The organism is Citrobacter sp. S55_ASV_140 (genome assembly GCF_018919505.1).
Classification (GTDB): Bacteria; Pseudomonadota; Gammaproteobacteria; order Enterobacterales; family Enterobacteriaceae; genus Citrobacter; species Citrobacter werkmanii.
This window is the reverse complement of sequence record NZ_JAHLQZ010000397.1, coordinates 1-1,007: the sequence shown is the minus strand read 5'-3', so window position 1 is coordinate 1,007 and position 1,007 is coordinate 1. Positions and strand designations below refer to the sequence as shown.

General features: G+C 46.5%; 1 protein-coding gene. It reads right to left on the bottom strand.

Features of this window, described 5'->3' with window-relative positions; genetic code table 11:
- Positions 1–387: hypothetical protein (locus KQJ18_RS24125; protein ID WP_216422973.1), on the bottom strand; the 387-nt coding region annotated here is incomplete at its 3' end.
- Positions 388–1,007 lie beyond the last annotated feature (620 nt).

Genomic DNA, 1,007 nt, shown 5'->3' with positions numbered 1-1,007 from the left:
GATTTCACCGAGAACACCTTCGTTGGTCGGCACGTCGCGCCAGCCGACAATCGACAGGGTCTCCTGCTGTAATTCTTCTTCGACTATGCGACGAGAGGCTGCCGCCAGTTCAGCGTCTTTATTTAAAAAGATCATGCCGACGGCGTAGTTTTTGGCTAAACGCCAGCCGTGCTCTTGCGCCACGATGCGGAAAAAGCGATCCGGTTTTTGTAACAGCAGACCGCAACCATCGCCGGTTTTTCCATCGGCAAGAATTGCGCCACGGTGCTGCATGCGGGCCAGTGCGTGTATGGCGGTACGCACTACCTTGTGGCTAGGTTCGCCTTCTATGTGGGCGATCAGGCCGAAACCACAGTTATCCCTCTCAAGAGATTTATCGTACAACATATGAGTGAACCTCCCCAGGCTCTGCGGGATTCCCATCTGAACCGTTGCGCACGGGCACACCAAGAGCATGGCGACGGGGTTTGCGTGCATACGCTTACCTCGCATTCGCCCTCTTTATCCTTTTCGCACAGGTCAAACAAGTTTGAGGACTTGCTTCAGAGGGAATCTCAATTACTGCATAAATATGATGAGCAGGCTGCTCATCCAGAAAGCTTCCAGCGGAGTTCCACGTTATCGGGAATCCACACACAGGTCAAATGGCAATCTTATTTATGCAAAAATGTGCTATAGGGCAATTAACTTTATGAAATTGCTGAAATAAAAGGGTTTTTTACATAGGTTTAACGTAGGGGGAACGGTCAGGGAAGTGTGATCTGTCTCACTGTCAGAACGGCTGTATAACCCTCGTCCTGCCTTTGTTTATCAAGATGTTTGGCATTTTATGCTGGTTTTTAAAGTTTTGGCGTCTTAAAGATACTGTTTTTATGCAAAGAGTATAAGAAGATAAAAAAAAGAGTCGAATATAAGGAAAAGTAATTACATTTTTAGTGAATGAAATTTCGATTATTTTGATTTGTTATGCAATAAATAAAGGCTCGCCAGGGCGATTGATCCAGGTC